Origin of the sequence: Clostridium sp. Cult1, assembly GCF_021655095.1 — a bacterium.
GTDB lineage: Bacteria > Bacillota > Clostridia > Tissierellales > Tepidimicrobiaceae > Schnuerera.
Map to the genome: position 1 here is coordinate 1902452 of NZ_PPXW01000001.1, position 17696 is coordinate 1920147.

General features: G+C 30.8%; 17 protein-coding genes. 12 read left to right on the plus strand and 5 right to left on the minus strand.

The window, feature by feature from the left end:
- Positions 1-167: 167 nt before the first annotated feature.
- Both C3E89_RS09465 and C3E89_RS09470 read right to left on the minus strand, forming a co-directional pair.
- Complete coding sequence (locus C3E89_RS09465) at positions 168-716, minus strand: zinc dependent phospholipase C family protein (protein WP_236912406.1); 549 nt, start codon at positions 714-716, stop codon at positions 168-170.
- Positions 673-867 (minus strand): hypothetical protein, encoded by a 195-nt coding sequence (locus C3E89_RS09470; protein ID WP_236912408.1) that lies wholly within the window; start codon positions 865-867, stop codon positions 673-675. Before C3E89_RS09470 ends, C3E89_RS09465 begins: the two co-directional genes overlap by 44 nt.
- 164 nt (positions 868-1031) lie before the next feature.
- Here C3E89_RS09470 and C3E89_RS09475 point away from each other — a divergent pair, with 164 nt between their 5' ends.
- From C3E89_RS09475 to C3E89_RS09505, 7 genes are all read left to right on the plus strand, one after another.
- On the plus strand, positions 1032-1514 hold the full coding sequence (locus tag C3E89_RS09475) for a PTS sugar transporter subunit IIA (protein ID WP_236912409.1): 483 nt from the start codon (positions 1032-1034) through the stop codon (positions 1512-1514).
- Positions 1515-1645: 131 nt separating this feature from the next.
- Complete coding sequence (locus C3E89_RS09480) at positions 1646-2746, plus strand: metallophosphoesterase family protein (RefSeq protein ID WP_236912411.1); 1101 nt, start codon at positions 1646-1648, stop codon at positions 2744-2746.
- On the plus strand, positions 2743-5175 hold the full coding sequence (locus C3E89_RS09485; protein ID WP_236912412.1) for an ATP-binding protein: 2433 nt from the start codon (positions 2743-2745) through the stop codon (positions 5173-5175). The genes C3E89_RS09480 and C3E89_RS09485 overlap by 4 nt, the downstream gene beginning before the upstream one ends.
- A gap of 83 nt (positions 5176-5258) precedes the next feature.
- A complete protein-coding gene (locus C3E89_RS09490) occupies positions 5259-5951 on the plus strand; it encodes a metallophosphoesterase (protein ID WP_236912414.1) in 693 nt (230 codons plus the stop codon).
- A 4-nt stretch (positions 5952-5955) separates the two neighbouring features.
- Positions 5956-6681, plus strand: a complete 726-nt coding sequence (gene nagB / locus C3E89_RS09495) for a glucosamine-6-phosphate deaminase (protein WP_236912417.1) — start codon at positions 5956-5958, stop codon at positions 6679-6681.
- Between the two features lie 41 nt (positions 6682-6722).
- Positions 6723-7259: a class IV adenylate cyclase gene (locus tag C3E89_RS09500; RefSeq protein WP_236912419.1), complete on the plus strand. Its 537-nt coding sequence runs from the start codon at positions 6723-6725 to the stop codon at positions 7257-7259.
- 63 nt (positions 7260-7322) lie between these two features.
- On the plus strand, positions 7323-7493 hold the full coding sequence (locus C3E89_RS09505) for a hypothetical protein (RefSeq protein ID WP_236912422.1): 171 nt from the start codon (positions 7323-7325) through the stop codon (positions 7491-7493).
- 14 nt (positions 7494-7507) lie between these two features.
- Here C3E89_RS09505 and C3E89_RS09510 read toward each other — a convergent pair whose 3' ends face one another.
- The gene (locus tag C3E89_RS09510; protein WP_236912424.1) at positions 7508-7705 is read right to left on the minus strand and encodes a DUF378 domain-containing protein; all 198 of its coding nucleotides are present in this window, start codon (positions 7703-7705) and stop codon (positions 7508-7510) included.
- 131 nt (positions 7706-7836) lie between these two features.
- Here C3E89_RS09510 and C3E89_RS09515 point away from each other — a divergent pair, with 131 nt between their 5' ends.
- From C3E89_RS09515 to nifJ, 4 genes are all read left to right on the plus strand, one after another.
- Entirely contained in the window at positions 7837-8043 is a 207-nt protein-coding gene (locus C3E89_RS09515; RefSeq protein WP_236912425.1) for a hypothetical protein, read from the plus strand.
- Positions 8044-8122: 79 nt separating this feature from the next.
- Positions 8123-9754 carry a methyl-accepting chemotaxis protein gene (locus tag C3E89_RS09520; RefSeq protein ID WP_236912428.1) on the plus strand — a complete coding sequence of 544 codons (1632 nt, stop codon included), beginning with the start codon at positions 8123-8125 and terminating at the stop codon, positions 9752-9754.
- Between the two features lie 133 nt (positions 9755-9887).
- Positions 9888-12248, plus strand: coding sequence for a phosphoenolpyruvate synthase (gene ppsA, locus C3E89_RS09525; RefSeq protein WP_236912430.1), 2361 nt, complete (start codon positions 9888-9890; stop codon positions 12246-12248).
- A gap of 158 nt (positions 12249-12406) precedes the next feature.
- Positions 12407-15940 (plus strand): pyruvate:ferredoxin (flavodoxin) oxidoreductase, encoded by a 3534-nt coding sequence (nifJ, locus tag C3E89_RS09530; RefSeq protein ID WP_236912432.1) that lies wholly within the window; start codon positions 12407-12409, stop codon positions 15938-15940.
- 12 nt (positions 15941-15952) lie between these two features.
- On the opposite strand, the gene C3E89_RS09535 is transcribed toward nifJ, so the two are convergent.
- Positions 15953-16129: a CDIF630_02480 family spore surface protein gene (locus tag C3E89_RS09535; protein ID WP_236912434.1), complete on the minus strand. Its 177-nt coding sequence runs from the start codon at positions 16127-16129 to the stop codon at positions 15953-15955.
- A gap of 143 nt (positions 16130-16272) precedes the next feature.
- Here C3E89_RS09535 and C3E89_RS09540 point away from each other — a divergent pair, with 143 nt between their 5' ends.
- Positions 16273-16866, plus strand: coding sequence for an HD domain-containing protein (locus C3E89_RS09540; protein WP_236912436.1), 594 nt, complete (start codon positions 16273-16275; stop codon positions 16864-16866).
- Positions 16867-16892: 26 nt separating this feature from the next.
- On the opposite strand, the gene C3E89_RS09545 is transcribed toward C3E89_RS09540, so the two are convergent.
- Positions 16893-17693, minus strand: a complete 801-nt coding sequence (locus C3E89_RS09545; RefSeq protein ID WP_236912440.1) for a MetQ/NlpA family ABC transporter substrate-binding protein — start codon at positions 17691-17693, stop codon at positions 16893-16895.
- Positions 17694-17696 lie beyond the last annotated feature (3 nt).

Consider the following 17696-nt stretch of genomic DNA (forward strand, 5'->3'; position numbering starts at 1 on the left):
ATTGTGATAAATAGAAAAGAATTCAATATATTAGAAGATATTATGGATGAATTCAACATAAATAATCCAACTATAAAGATTAAAAACTTAAGCAAAGTAAATGGTAAGATTACTGCATCAAGCATTAAAACAATTTAATCAAAAATTCAAAGCTAACTTTTTCAAGTTTATTTAAATATATTATTATAAAACATAACCATAGCTCCTGCGGTAGTTCTCTTCGCCAAAGGAATCCCACATCTAGCTATACGATAAAACCTTTCTTCATCCTTTGATATCATATTAAATTTCTTATAGATTTTAATTGCTACCCTAGCGTTAAATCTTATATAATCTTCAATAGAGTCCAATAAACAAGCTCCTTTATCTACCTGGAATGCATCTATATAATCATAAGTACGGTTAACATAGACCTCATACTGATGATGATTATTTAGCAATCTAATGTTAGCATGTTGAGGTATAGTCATATCTTGAATAATATGAAGAGCTGCTCCTAGATAGAATAAAGACTTGTTAAATTCGCCTTTAGTCCAGAGTTCAGTTGCCTTAGAATAATAGTCAACTCCTAAATCCATAGCATTTTTTCTACCATATAATCCCCTCTTCTTATAAGGATTATAGAAGTGGTTTGAACTCTTAAAATCTTGGTCTGCCCATACTGCTCCTTCATTAATGTCCTGTATATAGCTTTTGAAAAAAAAAATATTCTTCAAAGTATTCATCATTTTTAAGGATTTTTAAAGCATATATATTGATAGCTTTATGAACCTTACATTGGGTTTTAATTATAGTTTTTTTTACTGGATTTGCTATACCAAAGATTGCTCTTAAAAAATAATCATAGGTAGTTTCTAAAATATCCATTTAAGTCTCCTTCTTTCCTAATAGATAGTATTATTATTCTCAACTTTATAAATAATAGACATGAAATTTAAAGAGTAAAATTTAGGAGTAGCTATGCTCATATCTTATTTTTGTGTTATACTTTTATATAAATACCCGTTTTAATAGAGAAAGGAGAAATACCAATGCTAAAATTTTTCAAAAAAAACAAATCTATAGAAATTGCTTCACCTATTACAGGTAATATACTACCCATAGAGGAAGTTCCAGATAAAGTTTTTTCAGAAAAGATGATTGGAGATGGTTTAGCTATAGAACCATTAGAGGGAAAGGTTGTATCTCCAGTTGACGGTAAAGTCGTTACTATATTTCCAACTAACCATGCAATTGGAATAGCTACTAATAATGGATTAGAGATTCTGATCCATATAGGATTGGATACAGTGGAATTAGATGGTACTGGATTTAACCGTATAATAGAAAAAGACACTAAGGTTAAAAAAGGAGATCTGTTGATGGAGTTTGACATAGATTTAATTAAAGAAAAAGGTAAATCTCCAATAACTCCAATAATAATAACCAATATGGATAAAGTGAAAAAAATCGATAAAAATAATGGAAAGGTTAAGATGGGAGAAACCATTATATATACAGTAGAACTTGTTTAAAAATTGAAAATAACACTGCTTTCAAAGCCCTAATGGAAAAAAGTTTAATCTTTTGTCTATTAGGGCTTATGATTTTTAAATCTATTAAATTATGATATAATTTTAAGGAAATGGTAATTTGGGGGGATTATATGATAAAATTTATCCATACAGGGGATTTACACTTAGGTCTTCAATTTAATAATGTAAGTTTTGATGTTCAAAGGGCCAATGAAAGACGATTAGAACTGTGGAATACCTTTAATCGAATAGTAGACAAGGCAATAGAGGATGAAGTAGATTTTTTATTTATAGCAGGAGATTTATACGAAGAAAGATATTTCACCTTAGCTGATATGAAAAGGATTAGGGATACTTTAGCAAAAGCTAAGGATGTTCAAGTGCTTATGGTCGCAGGAAACCATGATACATTAAATAAGAAATCTCTATATATGATGATAGAATGGCCAGAAAACATAACCCTATTCAGTACAAAGGAATTAGAAATAAAAGAATTTCCAGAAAAGAACACCTGTATTTATGGCTATAGCTGGGATAAAGGTGAAAACAGAGAAAATATATTTAAAGACTTTAAAGGAATAGATAAAGAAAAGATCAATATTTTAATCATACATGGGGATATCTTTGACAAACAAAGTCCCTATTTGCCTTTAGATAAAAATTATTTGGACCAATTAGGCTTTGATTATATTGGATTGGGACATATACATAAACCAAATATAATTTCACCCAAAATGGCCTACTGTGGTAGCCCTGAGTCTTTAAATTTCGGAGAATTAGGTGAACATGGAATTATTCAAGGAAGTATAGAGAATGGTGAGACTCAAATAGATTTATTACCCTTTAGTAGTAGGAAATTTTTAGAGAAAACGATAGATATAAATGAGACTGTAGGTTATGTGGATATATTGGACAAAATTAAAGGATGTGACCATGAAGAAGAACTTAAGAACAATCTTTATAGAATAAAATTAGAAGGTATAGTTAACAAGGATGTAAATATTAATATCCAGGATATTAGGAATAGTTTAGATAAATATTTTTATTATATAGAAATAATAGATAATACCATAATGGATTATGATTTAAATAGCTTGGAAGAGGAAAATAAGGATAATATAATTGGACATTTTATTCGAGAGATGAAAGAGAAAGATTTAGAAGATAAAATAATTAAGGATGCTTTATATATTGGATTAGAGGCTCTATTGAAAGGCAAGGTGGGAGAATGATCTTAAAGGAGTTAAACTTAATATCCTTTGGTAAGTTTCAAAAGAAGAGATTTAACCTTGAAGAAGGATTAAATATATTCTATGGAGAAAATGAATCAGGAAAGACTACCATACATAATTTTATAGATGGCATGTTTTATGGTTTTCTAAAACCTTATGTCAGAAAAAGATATTATCTAGAAGAGTATGAGAAATATAGACCTTGGAATGGTAATCAATATATTGGAATTTTAAAGTTGGTTAAAGATGATAAAAAGTATAGAATAGAAAGGGACTTTGCCAAAGGAGAAGTAAAGGTCTATGATGAACTAACGGGAAAAGATATAACTGATGATATAGATGTTGGAGAAAAAATAAAAGTTCATCTTCCTGGACTATATTTTTTCGATTTTAATACCAGTGTATATAAAAACACCATCTCTATTAAGCAATTAGGTAATAAGATCGATTCGACTTTGTCTACAGAAGTAAAGGATAGATTAGCTAATATTAGCACAAGTTTAGATGATGAAATATCTGTAAAACAAGCTATATCACATTTAGAAAAAGAATTAGATAAAATAGGTACATCTAAAGCGTATACAAAGCCCTATGGAAAATCTATAGTCCAGTTAGATAAGTTAAAGGAAAAACATAAACTAGTATTAGAAAAACAAAAAGAGTATAATAGAACTATTGATGAATTCAATGTTTTAAAAGAAAAAATAGAGAGTAAAGAAAAAGAAATCCATCATTTGAAGGAACAGCTAGAAAAAGTCGAGTTGTTTAAAAAGAAAAAGATCTATGATGATGTATTAGCTTTAAGAGAAGAAATTAAACTAATAGATAAAGAGATTGAAATATTAAAACCTTATTCTCTTTTAGACTTTGAAGATTATACTACTGGTTTAAGGTTACAAAATAGCAAGGATAGTTTAGAAAGAGAAATTAAGGACCTATTATTTAAAATCCATAGTTTAGAATATAAGCTAAAGGACAAAAAGCTTAATAGGGATGAAGGAATTATTAATGGAGTAAAGGTAGAAGAACTATTTAAGGATATGAATACTTATAATGAAATGGAAGAAGAAAAAAACAATCTTATCCTTAATAATCAGAAGAATAGATTGGAGATTTTAAACGGAGAATTAAAAATTTTAGAAGACAAAGTGAACAAATCTAAAGTTAAAGGAAATATTTTTATTGTTTTAGCCATTGTTTCCTTAGGATTAGTATTAGTCAATCCTTTTCTTTCAATTATAGCTTTATCCTTTATTGCCTTATTTTTTAATTCAAGAAGATCTAGTAAAGGATATATTAAAGATTTAGATGAATTAAAAGGAAAGATTAAGACAATTAGTCATCAAGAAGATGAAAGAGAGACTAGATTAAGCGATATAGAGAAGAATCAAAAGAAAATTGTCTTTAAATATGATTGTTCATCAAAGTTAGAATTTAATAGATTATACGAAGAGATACGCTTAAATCAAATAAATCAAAACCAAAGACTAGATGCCATTAATCAATTAGATACGGAACTTAAAGATACTATATCCGTTTTAGACATAAAGAAAAAGGAAATTAATAATATAAATTACCAGTTAAAAGAAATTCTTCAAAGAAACAATTCTAACACTTTAGATGAATTTAAAGTAGGGTTAGATAAAAAGAAAGACCACGAAAATTTAGTCATAGATAGAAAAGGTAAGTTTGAAGTTATAGATAGGATTTTGGACAATACTACACTGGAGGATCTAAAGGTTCAATTAGCTCATTATAATGATAAGTATTTTGATAATGTAGATCAGTTAGATATATCTATAATTAAAGATGAAATCAGAAATAGAGAAGAGTCTCTTTACACTATTAAAGATAACTGCTCCAGGTTGGAAGAGAGAATCTATAATTTGAATGAAGAAGTGAAACATTTAGTGGATATTGAAGAGGAAATAGGCAGAATAGAGGATGATATTCAGTATTTTCAAAACAGGATTAGATCTATAGAAATAGCAAAGTCTACTATAGAAGATATTTCTCAGGAAATACATACTCAATTTGCCCCTAAAATTAATAAAAAGGTCAGTAAATTAATAAACTTCATATCCAATGGAAAATATGCACATGTAAAGATTAGCGATGACTTAGATATTGTCATAGAAAGTCCTTCTACAAAGGAAATAGTCCCCATAGATAGTTTAAGTGGCGGAACTATAGATCAATTGTATTTTGCATTGAGATTTAGTATAATAAGTTCCATGAAAGGAGACAATTTACCTCTAATATTGGATGATTGTTTTATCCAGTATGATGATCAAAGATTAAAAAACATTTTAAGTTTTTTGGTAGATTTAAGTAGTGAAAGACAAATACTTCTTTTTACCTGTCATAATAGAGAAAGAGAAATATTAGACAATTTAGGGTTAAAGTACAATATTATAAATTTAAGTTAATGTATCACATTAACAAGGGAATATTGGAATTTTAACCTATTAAACCTTAATGTATTACATTAACTTTAACAGAGGTGATGTGCTTGATATATGGAATAGGTGATTTACATTTAGATTATTCTAAAGACAAACCTATGGATATATTTGGAGAAAACTGGACAGATCACGAAGAAAAAATATTCGATAATTGGAAACAATTAATAAGAGAAAATGATTTAGTTTTATTACCTGGGGATATATCTTGGGCATTAAAATTGAAAGAGGCCTATTATGATTTGAAGCGATTAGATGAATTACCTGGTTATAAAATAATAACGAAAGGAAATCATGACTATTGGTGGCAAGGGCCTAAAAAATTGAAAGAATTAAACTTAAAGACTATAACCTTTATTCAAAACAATAGTTATGTATATGAAAATATTGGTATAGGTGGAACTAGAGGCTGGATATCTGAAGACTATGAAGGTTTTGATGCTCAGGATGAAAAAGTATTTAATAGGGAGTTAAATAGACTGGAATTATCTTTATCCAATATAAGAAGAGATATAGATGTAAAAATAGCTATGATTCACTATCCTCCTTTTAATATAGATTTAACTCCAAATAAATTTGTAGATATAATGGCAAAACATAATATTGATATATGCATCTATGGACATTTACACGCAGAAGGCCATAGATTTGTAGTTGAAGATAAAATTCACGGGATACAGTTTTACTGTGTATCCAGTGATTTTATAGATTTTAAACCTAAGAAATTATATAACAGGAGGTAATATGATGAAATTATTTGTGGAAAAAGATTATGAAAAACTTAGCAAATTGGCAGCTAATATTGTAAAAGAAGAAATAGAAAAAAAGCCTAATATTGTTTTAGGTTTAGCAACAGGAAGTACCCCAGAAGGTATGTATAAAGAGCTGATTAGGATGCATAAAGAAGAAGGATTGGATTTTTCTAACGTTACAACTTTTAATTTAGATGAATATGTGGGAATAGACGAAGATCATCCTAATAGCTATCATTATTTTATGAAAGAGGTTTTCTTCGATCATATAAATATAGACTTAAAAAATACATTTGTTCCTGATGGAAAGGCTGAGAACCCTGAGGAATACTGTAAGGAATATGATAAACTAATCGAAGAAAAGGGAGGCGTTGATCTTCAAGTCCTTGGTATAGGAGAAAACGGACATATTGCTTTTAATGAACCAGATGAAAAGTTGAATTTAGGTACTAGTATAGTGAATTTAACTCAATCAACAATAGAAGCAAATTCTAGGTTTTTTGACTCTATTGATGAAGTACCAAAGACTGCTATGACTATGGGAATAGGTAGTATTATGAAAGCAAAGAAAATAATCTTACTAGCCAATGGGAAGAAAAAAGCTAAAGTAATTAAAGAATTGTTAAAGAAGGACAAGATAACAACCCAATTGCCAGCTAGTATGCTTTTATTACATCCAGATGTTACAGTAATAGTTGACGAAGAGGCGTATAATGGATAAAAAATTGATACCCCAGTTTCTATAATGGGAGGCGAATCTATATGACTAAAGAAATAGAGATAAAAGTATTAAATATAGACTTAGATGATATGGAGAGAAAACTAAAGGAATTAGGAGCTAAGTTAATATCAAAAGAATATCAAAAAAATATTATTTTAGATTCAAAAGATAGATATATAGAAAGAGAACTAAATAGTTATTTGAGGATTAGAGAAACAAAAAACTTGCTTACTAATGAAACTATTATAAATCTAACACTAAAAAAGAATGTAAGTAGAGATGGTGCTAGAAAAAATATTGAAATTACAACCCGAATAGACGACATAGGATCTATGATATCTATTTTAAAGGATTTAAAATATGAAATAATGGAAGAGGGTTATAAGGAAAGAAGATCCTATCTATATGAAAAAATAAGATTCGATTTAGATAAATGGGATAAAGAAACCTATCCTTTTCCCTATATGGAAATTGAAGTGGAAAAGGAAGAGGATTTAAATAAAGCTATATACCTATTAAACATTAATAGAAACAATATTACCACTAAATCCATAATGGAATTAAAAGAAGAATTATAATGTAACCAAAAAATATACTTTGAATAGTATATAATAAAGTATGTTTTTTGGGGAGGTTTCTAAATGTTAGATGATTTATTGAAAGGATTAACTAAAGGTGGAGGAAGCAGTATATTATTAATATTAATAATACTATTATTGTTCGGTGGTGGATTTGGAGGAGGATTTGATGGCATATTCGATGATAATATACTACTTATATTCCTAATTCTATTCCTATTTGGTGCATTTTAAACACAGTAGAAAATCTACTGTGTTTTTTCTCTATCTCCAAATAAGAATTTAAATGAATATAATCCTGCTAATCCAACCAATCCATATATAATTCTACTCAAAGCTGAATTGGCACCTCCAAAAATTGCTGCTACTAAATCAAATTGAAACAGTCCAATTAAACCCCAATTTATTGCACCAATAATAACTAACACTAAAGCTAATGTATCCACTAAATCACTCCTTTCTTTTTTCTTACAAATATTCTTTCCAAAAAAATAATTAATATTCCAAAACAGTAACTTTGTAGGGCTTTATAACATAGTATACAGTGAGAAAGGAAATATTAAGGAGGTAAAATATTATGGTAGATGATACTAATATTGCAGGTGGAAAAAGAAGAGGCGGATTTGGTGGAAACTTCAACGAGATAGATGATGAATTACTATTCTTCTTCTTGCTACTTGTAGTCTTATTTAATAATGGTTGCTGGTTTAACAGCGGCGACGATTCTTTACTATTCTTCTTCTTGTTATTGGTGATATTGTTTACAAATGGCTGTTGTTTCTAATCCCGTATTTTAATACGGGATTTTTTTATGCAATTAGATAATTACCAAATTTATAAATATATTGGAATTTTTCTCTAATATGATAAAATTAATATATACATTGAAATGGGGGATTCTTATTTTAATTTTTATTTTTAAGTTACTATTAATTGGTATTTGCTTTTTTATTTTTACCTATTATCCAACAACTATATATCTTTATCTGGCTATGTCTGGAATCTTTATTTTAGAAATAATATCATATCTATATAGAGGGAAAGAGGATATTAGGAAGAGAATTGAAGAAGGAGTAGAAGAAGTTGCAAATGGTAATTTATCAAAAAAGTTTGATACTACCGATAAAAAATATGGGAGAATAGGGGAAAACCTCAATCAAATTTTGATTAACTACAGGGGAGCTTTATCACAAATTACATACTCTTCACAACAAGCTTTAGGTATAACTAATGAGTTAGCCATGGCTACCAAAGAAACCAACCAATCCATTAATGAAATAGCCCAAGCCATAGAAGAAATATCCATAGGAGCAGAGGAACAAAAAAATAGGGTAGAAGAATTAATGTCTATGAATAATGATTTAAAATCCATCTCTTTAGAAACCACAGAAGAAAACAAAAAAGCCAAGGAACAATGGGACATAACAAAAGAATCTTTCGTTGAAACAGAAGAAATATTAGGAGACTTAATTTCAAATATGACAAATAGGATGAACAGAAATCAGAACCTAATAAAGGAAGCTGAAATCATTTCTAAAAATGTGGAGGAAATAAATAATATAGTGGACATGGTAAAGGACATATCAGGTCAGACTAATCTATTAGCTTTAAATGCAGCTATTGAAGCTGCAAGAGCAGGCGAATATGGAATGGGTTTTGCAGTAGTTGCAGATGAAGTAAGAAAACTTGCTGAAATGACTGGTGAAGCAACTGATAATATAAACAGTATGATACAGGAATTTGGACAAGATATTAATATACTATTATCTAATTTAAGGGATAGTATATTGGAAGAACAAAAAGATGCAAGTTTAGCGAGAGAAACCCAATCTTCTTTTTCTGAAGCTAATGATACTTTAAATGGCATTAATAATGTAATTAAAGCAACAGATAATAAAATGTTGAATCAACTAGATGCAATAGATACAATTATAGAAACTTTGAAAACAATCACTACTATATCTGAAGAAACTGTATCAGGAACCCAACAAATATCTGCTTCTATAGAAGAACAAACGGCTATTATGGAGGATATTAGTAATAATGCATCTATTCTTAACCATATGAGTAAAGAATTAGAGAAAGAAATTGAATACCATTCGAAAGTTATTATAGATGAAAAAATATTAAACAAAATAATCCAGAGAAATCTTAAGATAGTCAATGATGTTAAAGAAAGGGAAGATATAAAGAATTTTAATGTAGAGACTCATAGTATTATATATGAAGAGATAATCCATAAAAACACTAATATAGACCTAATATATTTATATGATACCAAGGGACAGCTAATATCTGCCAGTGAAGAAATCGAAGATTTCGATGTAAGAAATAGGCCTTGGTTTGCAGGAGCTTTAAATGATGAAGTGTATATCTCAGATTTTTATATTAGCTTAGATACTAAAAAAGTTAATATCACTATTTCAGCTCAGATAAAGGATATGGATAACAATTTCATTGGCATCATAGGTTTTGATATCCAAATAGAAAGTTAATGTTTAAAAAAATACTTTAGGGACAAATTAGCCCTAAGGTATTTTTTTAAAAAAAATAAATAAAAAGTATAGCATAATTATATAAATGTGCTATAATATATACATAATAAAAAGATAATAGGAGGTTTATTACATGGTAGAGTTTAAGTATATAAAGTGGTTTAGCCAAATCCAAAAAGATGATATACCTATAGTAGGAGGTAAAGGAGCAAATTTAGGTGAACTTACTCAAAAGGGTTTAGATGTGCCTCCTGGATTTTGTGTGACAGCTGGAGCTTATACTTATTTTATTGAAAAGGCAGGTTTAGGTGATAAAATAAAATCTAAGGTAAATAGTCTAGATGTAGAAGATTCCATTGAGCTACAAAAGACAAGTGGAGAAGTTCAAGGATTAATAAATTCTGCCCAAATTCCAGAAGATTTGGAGAAGGAAATAATATACGCTTATGATGAATTTAGCAATGAAATTCAAATTGAGAATCCAGAAGTAGCTGTTAGATCTTCAGCTACAGCAGAAGATTTGCCAGAAGCCTCCTTTGCAGGGCAACAGGATACTTATCTTCATATTCGAGGAAAAGAGGAATTATTAAACCATGTAAGAAAATGTTGGGCTTCACTATGGACAGCTAGAGCTATATATTATAGACAAAATCAAGGATTTGACCATTTCGATGTTAGTCTTTCTGTAGTAATACAAAAGATGGTAAATAGTGAAAAGTCGGGAGTAATGTTTACTGCCAACCCAGTTAATAATAATAAAAGTGAAATAATGATAAACGCTAGTTGGGGACTAGGTGAAGCCGTGGTATCAGGTACTGTAACTCCTGATGAATATATTATAGATAAAAGTACTAAAGAGATTGTTGATAAACATATAGCAGAAAAAAACATTATGATAGTTAAAAAGGATATTGGTATAGGCACAATCGAAATGAATGTAGGAGATTATATAGGCTATGAGAACATTAACGAACAGTGTTTATCTGATGAAGAAATAATGGAGTTAGCAAATTACGGATTGAAGATAGAGGAAATGTATGGAAGTTTTCAAGATATAGAGTGGGGATTTGATAAAGATACTAAAAAGCTATATATATTACAATCGAGACCAATTACTACTTTAAAGGGGGGAACCACTTTGGAAAAAGAAATAAAACAAGAAGAGTTAAAAGCATTAGTTAGAGGATTAGCTGCTTCCCCTGGAATCAGTACAGGCAAGGTAAAAAGTATAAAGGATATATCAGAAATAGCTAGGGTAGAAGAAGGAGATATTTTAGTAACTATTATGACTAACCCAGATATGGTTCCTGCAATGAGGAGGGCTAATGCAGTAGTAACAGAAGAAGGTGGCAGAACTTGTCATGCTGCAATTGTATCAAGAGAACTTGGAATCCCATGCATAGTAGGGGCTAAGGGAGCAACAGAAGCCTTAAAAGAGGGAATGGAGATAACTGTAGATGCAAAAAGGGGAGTTGTATATGAAGGAATAGTTCTTCAGGAAGATAAAAAAGAAGAAAAAGATGTGACTACATCTGAAGGTCAAACTATTAGTGCAGATTTATTAAATCAATTAGCGCCTATTACAGCTACTAAGATATATATGAATTTAGGAGAACCATCTATAATAAGTAGATATAAGGAATTACCTTTTGATGGAATTGGGCTTATGAGAACAGAATTTATCTTTACCAATTTAGTAGGTGCTCATCCTATGTATTTGGTAAGAACTGGGCAAGGTCAGCTATTAATCGATAAGATGGCAGAAGGAATCACTATGGTAGCTCAAGAAATATATCCAAGACCAATCGTTGTAAGACTTAGTGATTTTAGAACTAATGAGTTCAGAGGCCTTAAAGGTGGGGATGAAGTAGAACCTATAGAAGCAAATCCAATGATAGGTTGGAGGGGAGTATCTAGATATATTTCCTCTGAATATGAGGAAGGATTCAGATTAGAATGTAGAGCTATGAAAAAGGTTAGAGAAGAATTTGGATTGGAAAATGTATGGGCCATGTTACCTTTTGTAAGAACTACTTGGGAATTAAAGAAGGTAAAAGAAATAATGGCAGAGGAAGGATTAGTTCAGGATAAGAGCTTTAAGATTTGGATTATGGCAGAAGTGCCATCAGTAGTATTCGAAGCTGAAGAATTCGCTCAAATGGTTGATGGATTTAGTATTGGAAGTAATGATTTAACTCAATTAGTAATGGGAGCAGATAGGGATTCAGGAATTTTAAACAATATGGGATACTTCGATGAGAGAAATGAAGCGGTAAAAAGAGCTATATCCATACTTATAAAGGCAGCCCATAAATATGGAAAGACCATATCCATATGCGGTCAAGGACCATCCCAATATCCAGAATTCGCAGAATTCCTAGTTCAGGAAGGAATAGATAGTATAAGTGTCAATCCAGATACAGTAGCTTATACTAGAAGATTAGTTGCAACAGTAGAACAAAGGATGATATTAAACAAAATAAGAAGTTTATAATAAATTAATAGCCATTAATAGACCTTGAAAAAACTTGGGGGTTTTCCTCTAGGTTTTTTCTTTATTTTAATTAAAATTGTATAGAAAATCAAACTATATGTATTATTATTCTAATTTGTAAAATACTAAATACTAGAATAATAATATGGAGGTTTGTTATGGCAAAGATAATGAGAACAATGGATGGAAATGAAGCAGCGGCCTATATTTCCTATGCTTTTACAGAAGTAGCTGCAATATATCCAATTACACCTTCTTCGCCTATGGCAGAATTAGTCGATGCTTGGTCTAGTACTGGGAATAAAAATATATTCGATCAAGAAGTAAAGGTAATAGAAATGCAATCTGAAGCAGGAGCTTCTGGCACAGTTCATGGGTCCTTACAAGGAGGAGCTTTAACCACTACATACACTTCTTCTCAAGGGCTTTTACTTATGATACCAAATATGTATAAAATGGCAGGAGAACTACTACCTGCAGTATTCCACGTTAGTGCTAGGGCTATAGCTACCCATGCTTTAAGTATATTTGGAGATCATCAGGATGTAATGGCTACGAGACAAACGGGATTTGCAATGTTATGCTCCAATAGTGTTCAGGAAGTAATGGACTTAGCTGGTGTTGCCCACCTTTCGGCAATAAAGGGAAGAGTTCCCTTTTTACACTTTTTCGACGGATTTAGAACTAGTCATGAGATACAGAAAATAGAGGTAATAGAATATAGTGATTTAAAAAAATTACTAGATTATGATGCCGTAGATGAATTTAGAGATAGATCTTTAAATTCAGAAAGACCTGTATTAAGAGGTACTGCTCAAAACCCTGATATTTATTTCCAAGGAAGAGAAGTGGCAAACCCTTATTTCGAAAGAATACCAGATATAGTTGAAGAATATATGAAGGAGATAAACAAAATAACTGGAAGAGACTATAAACCCTTTAATTATTACGGTCATGAGGAAGCAGAAAATATTATAGTTGCCATGGGTTCTGTCTGCGAAACCATAGAAGAAGTAATAGATTATTTGATAGATAAAGGTGAAAAGGTGGGATTAATCAAAGTTCATCTTTATAGACCCTTTTCAAAAGAACATTTCTTTAAAGTATTACCAAAGACGGTAAAGAAAATTGCAGTATTAGATAGAACTAAAGAGCCTGGTTCTTTAGGAGAACCTTTATATCTTGATGTAAAAGCATTATTTTATAATTCAGATATGAATCCAATAATTGTAGGGGGCAGGTATGGATTAGGTCTTAAGGATACAACTCCATCTCAAATAATGGCAGCATATGAAAATCTTAAAAATGCCAATCCAAAGGATAGATTTACAATAGGTATAGTTGATGATGTATCCAATACATCCTTAGAATTACCAGAGGAAGTAGATACATCTCCTAAGGATAACATCAGATGTAAATTCTGGGGATTAGGTTCTGATGGTACTGTTGGGGCTAATAAGATGGCCATTAAGATAATAGGGGATAATACGGATTTATATGCTCAAGGGTATTTTTCCTATGACAGTAAAAAATCTGGAGGAACTACTATATCTCATCTAAGGTTTGGAAAGACTCCTATTAAGTCATCTTACTTAATATATGATGCTGATTATGTATCCTGTCACAATAAATCCTATATTTATCATTATGATATTTTAAAAGGATTAAAGGCTGGAGGAATATTTGTTCTAAATTGTCCTTGGAATATAGAAGAGCTAGAAGAACATTTGCCTTCTCAGGTAAAGAAACATATTAAGAAACATAATATTGATTTCTATATTATAGATGCAGAAAAAATAGCACAGAATATAGGTCTTGGTAAAAGGATAAATATGATAATGCAAGCAGTTTTTTTTAAACTAATAAATGTTATGCCAATAGAAGAAGCAGTGTCCCATTTAAAGGAGTTTGTTCAGAAAACCTATGGCAGAAAAGGAGAGGAGATAGTTAAATTAAACTATCAGGCCATTGATATGGGAATAGAAGGAGTGGTAAAGGTCAATGTTCCAGATAATTGGGCCAATATAGAAGAGGTAGAAGATGAAAAAATAAAAGATGAACCAGAATTTATTAAGAGAATTCAAAAACCAATGGCAAGGCATGATGGGGATGATCTTCCCACATCCGCTTTTGTTGGCATGGAAGATGGGACTTTCCCCTTAGGGACTACAGCCTATGAAAAGAGGGGTATTGCCGTAATGATACCTCAATGGCAAACTGAAAACTGTATTCAATGTAATCAATGTTCCTTTGTATGTCCTCATGCTGTAATTAGACCTTTTTTATTAGATGAAGAAGAAAAACAAAAAGCGCCAAAAACCTTGGAAACTAAGAAAGCAGTAGGAAAAGGGTTGGAGAATCTAGAGTTTAGAATTCAAGTAAGTCCTTTAGATTGTACTGGATGTGGAAATTGTGCAGATGTATGTCCAGCTAAAGAAAAGGCGTTGGTAATGGTAGATGCAGATAAAGAGATAGAAAGACAAAAGGATAATTTGGAATATGTAGCAAACAATATTACCTACAAAGATAATTTAATGACTAAAACTACGGTTAAAGGTAGCCAATTTGCAAAACCTCTATTAGAATTCCATGGAGCCTGTGCTGGATGTGGAGAATCAGCCTATTTAATAATAGCAACTCAATTATTTGGAGATAGAATGATGATTGCCAATGCTACAGGCTGTTCTTCTATCTGGGGAGCTAGTGCACCAAGTATTCCCTATACGAAAAATCACAACGGAAAGGGGCCTAGCTGGGCTAATTCATTATTTGAAGATAATGCAGAATTTGGACTGGGAATACATTTAGCAGTAAAGCAGATTAGGGAAAAGATTAGAGATTTAATGGAAGAAGGTATAAAAGCAAATATAAGCAATGAATGTAACCACATATTTACTCAATGGATAGAAAATATAGATGAAGGGGAGGAATCGAAAGAAATATCAGATGAAGTACTCAAAATAATAAGTAAGGGTCAATATAGGGATAATAATATAATCAAAGAGATATTAAAGAGAAAGGATTTTCTAATAAAGAAAAGCTTATGGATAGTAGGAGGAGACGGTTGGGCCTATGATATAGGATATGGTGGATTAGATCATGTACTAGCAAGTGGTGAAGATGTAAATATATTGGTATTCGACACGGAAGTTTATTCCAATACGGGGGGCCAATCTTCGAAGGCTACTCCTACTGGATCTGCAGCTAAGTTTGCTTATTCTGGCAAAAGAACCAAGAAGAAGGATTTAGGATTAATGGCTGCAACCTATGGTTATGTATATGTAGGTCAGGTTTCTTTAGGAGCCAATATGAATCATACACTAAAGACCTTAGTAGAAGCAGAATCCTATAAAGGTCCATCTTTGATAATTGCATACTCTCCCTGTGTAAATCACGGTATAAGAATGGGTATGGGGAAATCTGTTGCAGAAGAGAAAAAGGCAGTAGAATCAGGATATTGGCATCTTTATAGATTCGACCCAAGGTTAAAAGAGGAAGGTAAAAATCCTTTCACTTTAGACTCAAAGGAACCAAAGGTTCCCCTTAAGGATTTTATAATGGGAGAGGTAAGATATTCACAAAATAAGATTACATTTCCTGAATTAGCTGAAAATCTATATGAAAAGGCAGAAAAAGATGCAGAGGAACGATATAGGCTCTATAAAAAATTATCAGAGTTGGAATGGGAGTAGAACTTTCTACTCCTATTTTTGGTTTTCCTCTACCCATTCCTTTGCCCTTATAACTCCTTCTAAAGTTGGAATTGGGACTCTTGATTCAGGCTGCAACCCTTGTATATCATAGTAAGCAGCGTATCTTTGTTCTTCAATTGGGACAGACATTTTTTTCTGTTTAACTTTGCTATCTACTTTTTTACTCATTATAATCCTCCTAAAAAATAGTTTAATATATTACCTTTTATATACTATCTATTCATCTTCTATTTATTATTTACTCAATTGATGAAAATATGTTAAACTAATATGGTAATAATATCTTTAATAAACTATGAGGAGATGATGTTTTGACTAGCGAAAGATTGCTAAAAGATATAGAGTTTATAGTAGAACTAGATAAAATGAAATCCATATTAAGACAAACTAGTTTAATCGATAATTCTAAACGAGAAAACGATGCTGAACATTCTTGGCATATTTCGGTAATGGCAATGGTTTTATCAGAATATGCCAACGAAGATATAGATATATGTAAGGTAATAAAGATGCTTCTAGTTCATGATTTAGTTGAAATCTATGCAGGAGATACTTTTTGCTATGATAAAGAGGGAAATAAGGATAAAATGGAAAGAGAATTAGAAGCAGCAGATAAGATATTTGGTATGTTGGAGGAAGATAAAGGTATAGAATTAAGAAGCCTATGGGATGAATTTGAAGAAATGAAAACAAAGGAAGCTATCTTTGCAGCATCTATGGACAGGTTACAACCATTTTTCAACAACTATTTTTCTGGTGGGGGAACTTGGAAAAAATTCGATATTTCAAAAAAAGATATATATAAAAGAATTGCACCTTTAAAAGAATCTTCAGATGAATTATGGAATTTTACTCAGAATATGATAGAAGATGCTTTTGACAAAGGTTATATTACAAAAGAATAAAAATGGGCGGTTTGCAACCGCCCAAATTAAAATGCAGGAATTACTCCACCGCCGTAATTTTCTTCAATAAACTTTTTAACTTTTTCACTTTGTAGTACTTTCATCAATTTAATATACTTGTCTTCCTTCTCTTCACCAGCTCTTATGGCTATTATATTAGCATAGGGTGAGTCCTTTTCTTCCAATATTAAAGAATCTTCTGTAGGGACTAGACTAGCTTCTAAAGCGTAATTTCCATTTATTATAGCTCCATCTACTTCATTTAATACCCTTGGCAAATAAGCAGCTTCTAAAGCTGTAAATTTCAAATTTTTTGGATTTTCAATAATATCATTTTCAGTAGCCAATATACCTGCATTGGAATCCAATTTAATCAATCCATATTTCTCAAGAAGTAGTAATGCCCTTCCTCCATTAGTTGGATCGTTTGGAAAAGCAATTTCACTACCATCTTCTAGTTCATCAATAGTTTCAAATTTAGTGGAATACAATCCCATTGGCTCGATATGAACTCCTCCAATAGAAATTATTTCAATATTTTTTTCTTCTTTAAAATTATTCATATAAGGTTCATGTTGGAAGAAGTTTGCATCTAACTCCTTTTCAGCTAAAGCTAAGTTGGGTTTTATATAATCATCGAATTCTATTATCTTAAGTTCTATCCCCTCTTCTTTCAAATCTTCCTCTATAAATTCGATTAACTCTCTATGAGGTCTAGGAGATACTCCCATCCTAATTAAATTATCGGAGTTTTCACTTTTACTACACCCTACTAAAGATGTTGAAACTAATATAATTATTAAAGTTACTAATGTAAATTTTTTCAATTT